The organism is Christiangramia crocea (assembly GCF_022410465.1).
GTDB lineage: Bacteria > Bacteroidota > Bacteroidia > Flavobacteriales > Flavobacteriaceae > Christiangramia > Christiangramia crocea.
Genome location: NZ_JAJSON010000017.1, coordinates 2,501 through 5,532 on the forward strand (window position 1 = coordinate 2,501; position 3,032 = coordinate 5,532).

Sequence of the window (3,032 nt, forward strand, 5' to 3'; positions counted from 1 at the left end):
AACCTTGCTGGAAACGGTAACTCGTAGGCTCATTATGCAAAAGGCACGCCGTCACCCCCTAAAGGGCTCCGACCGCTTGTAAGCGTATGGTTTCAGGTTCTATTTCACTCCCTTGTTCAGGGTTCTTTTCACCTTTCCCTCACGGTACTGGTTCACTATCGGTCTCTCAGGAGTATTTAGCCTTGGCGGATGGTCCCGCCGGATTCATACAGGGTTTCACGTGCCCCGCACTACTCAGGATACTGCTATGCTTTATATCGAGTTACTCATACCGGGCTGTCACCGTCTATGGCCAAGCTTTCCAACTTGTTCTAATTCCTGATACAAACAATGTTGCAGTCCTACAACCCCAATAAGTCCGTAAACTCATTGGTTTGGGCTAATGCGCGTTCGCTCGCCGCTACTAGCGCAATCACTATTGTTTTCTCTTCCTCCGGGTACTTAGATGTTTCAGTTCCCCGGGTTCGCCCCATGCAAGCATGGTACCATATCTTCAATATGGTGGGTTGCCCCATTCGGATATTCGCGGATCAATTTGTATGTGCCAATCCCCACGACTTTTCGCAGCTTATCACGTCCTTCTTCGCCTCTGAGAGCCTAGGCATCCCCCATACGCCCTTATCTAGCTTGTATGCGATTTGCTTAATGCTCTTATCTGTCCTGACCTAAATCAGAACAGATGTATTATAATGTATTTACTGTTATTAAATATTTCTATCTAATAGTGTTCTCGTATTCTTTGTTTCTCAATATGTCAATGAACGTTTTTCCCGTATAACAATAAAGCTTCGATGTCTTCATAAACTAAATGCGTAACGCACCCTGGTTGCTTATCAAAACTATTCCCGCTTTATCTCTGGGAATCGTGGAGAATATCGGAGTCGAACCGATGACCTCCTGCGTGCAAGGCAGGCGCTCTAGCCAGCTGAGCTAATCCCCCATTTTCTGGAATCCCGAATATAGAATTCAGAATGTAGAATTAGAATTCTTTAGCTTCTAGAATTTCCTTTCAATAATTTTTTAATGAACTTCGTACTGCGCCTTTCGACCCTCGTACTTCTACGTAGTCTCAGGCAGACTCGAACTGCCGACCTCTACATTATCAGTGTAGCGCTCTAACCAGCTGAGCTATGAGACTGTCCTTAAACAGCATAAAGCTTGAAGCATCAAACACTAAGCCTATAAAAGTTCCCTTTTTTAGCTTATGGCTTTAAGCTTGCCCCTTACTGCTATTTATAATCGAATTGACGATAAGAATCAAGACCAAAAGGTCTCTCTGAACTTCCCTTTCGTAATTGTCGCTAGTCACATTAATATGACTTCGCTCTAGAAAGGAGGTGTTCCAGCCGCACCTTCCGGTACGGCTACCTTGTTACGACTTAGCCCCAGTTACCAGTCTTACCCTAGGCGGCTCCTTGCGGTGACCGACTTCAGGTACCCCCAGCTTCCATGGCTTGACGGGCGGTGTGTACAAGGCCCGGGAACGTATTCACCGCACCATGGCTGATGTGCGATTACTAGCGATTCCAGCTTCACGCAGTCGAGTTGCAGACTGCGATCCGAACTGTGATAGGGTTTGAAGATTCGCATCCCCTCGCGGGGTAGCTGCCCTCTGTCCCTACCATTGTAGCACGTGTGTGGCCCAGGACGTAAGGGCCGTGATGATTTGACGTCATCCCCACCTTCCTCGCGGTTTGCACCGGCAGTCTGGCTAGAGTTCCCGACATTACTCGCTGGCAACTAACCACAGGGGTTGCGCTCGTTATAGGACTTAACCTGACACCTCACGGCACGAGCTGACGACAACCATGCAGCACCTTGCAATCTGTCCGAAGAAGGGTCTGTTTCCAGACCTGTCAGACTGCATTTAAGCCCTGGTAAGGTTCCTCGCGTATCATCGAATTAAACCACATGCTCCACCGCTTGTGCGGGCCCCCGTCAATTCCTTTGAGTTTCATTCTTGCGAACGTACTCCCCAGGTGGGTTACTTATCACTTTCGCTTAACCACCCAGCCCTCAATTAGGCCGGACAGCTAGTAACCATCGTTTACGGCGTAGACTACCAGGGTATCTAATCCTGTTCGCTACCTACGCTTTCGTCCATCAGCGTCAATATAGTATTAGTGATCTGCCTTCGCAATAGGTGTTCTGAGTAATATCTATGCATTTCACCGCTACACTACTCATTCCAACCACTTCATACTAATTCAAGAACAACAGTATCAATGGCAATTCTACAGTTAAGCTGCAGACTTTCACCACTGACTTATTGTCCCGCCTACGGACCCTTTAAACCCAATGATTCCGGATAACGCTTGGACCCTCCGTATTACCGCGGCTGCTGGCACGGAGTTAGCCGGTCCTTATTCATACGGTACCGTCAAGCATCTACACGTAGATGTGGTTCTTCCCGTATAAAAGCAGTTTACAACCCATAGGGCCGTCTTCCTGCACGCGGCATGGCTGGATCAGAGTTGCCTCCATTGTCCAATATTCCTCACTGCTGCCTCCCGTAGGAGTCTGGTCCGTGTCTCAGTACCAGTGTGGGGGATCTCCCTCTCAGGACCCCTACCTATCGCGGTCTTGGTAAGCCGTTACCTTACCAACTAACTAATAGGACGCATACTCATCTTTAAGCCATAAATGTTTAATATAAAAGCCAGGTGACTCTTATATACTATGGGGTATTAATCCACGTTTCCATGGGCTATCCCCCGCTTAAAGGTAGATTGTATACGCGTTACGCACCCGTGCGCCACTCGTCATCAGAAAAGCAAGCTTTTCTATGTTACCGTTCGACTTGCATGTGTTAGGCCTGCCGCTAGCGTTCATCCTGAGCCAGGATCAAACTCTTCATCGTTAAATCTTAATATACTTAACAACTACTAAGAAATTGCTCAGGTTGACTTCTTCTAGTCTTAATTCTTATACACTGGATCATATATCTCTATATAATCCCTGTCAATTCAATATTTCAATGAACTCGACCGGTCGCCCGATCATCTCTTGCTAAAACCCAGGGAATCGAACCC

2 tRNA genes and 2 rRNA genes (1 of these 4 cut by a window edge) are annotated in these 3,032 nt (G+C 47.4%); all 4 read right to left on the bottom strand.

The features are described from left to right. Positions 1 to 634, bottom strand: a 23S ribosomal RNA gene (locus LU635_RS07545); it reaches 2,200 nt to the left of the window's first position. A gap of 232 nt (positions 635 to 866) precedes the next feature. Further along, positions 867 to 940 (bottom strand) — tRNA-Ala (locus tag LU635_RS07550). 124 nt (positions 941 to 1,064) lie between these two features. Continuing rightward, positions 1,065 to 1,138: transfer RNA gene (locus LU635_RS07555), tRNA-Ile, on the bottom strand. Between the two features lie 192 nt (positions 1,139 to 1,330). Next, positions 1,331 to 2,860 (bottom strand): 16S ribosomal RNA (locus LU635_RS07560). The 16S and 23S rRNA genes sit together here with 2 tRNA genes alongside, the layout of an rRNA operon. Positions 2,861 to 3,032 lie beyond the last annotated feature (172 nt).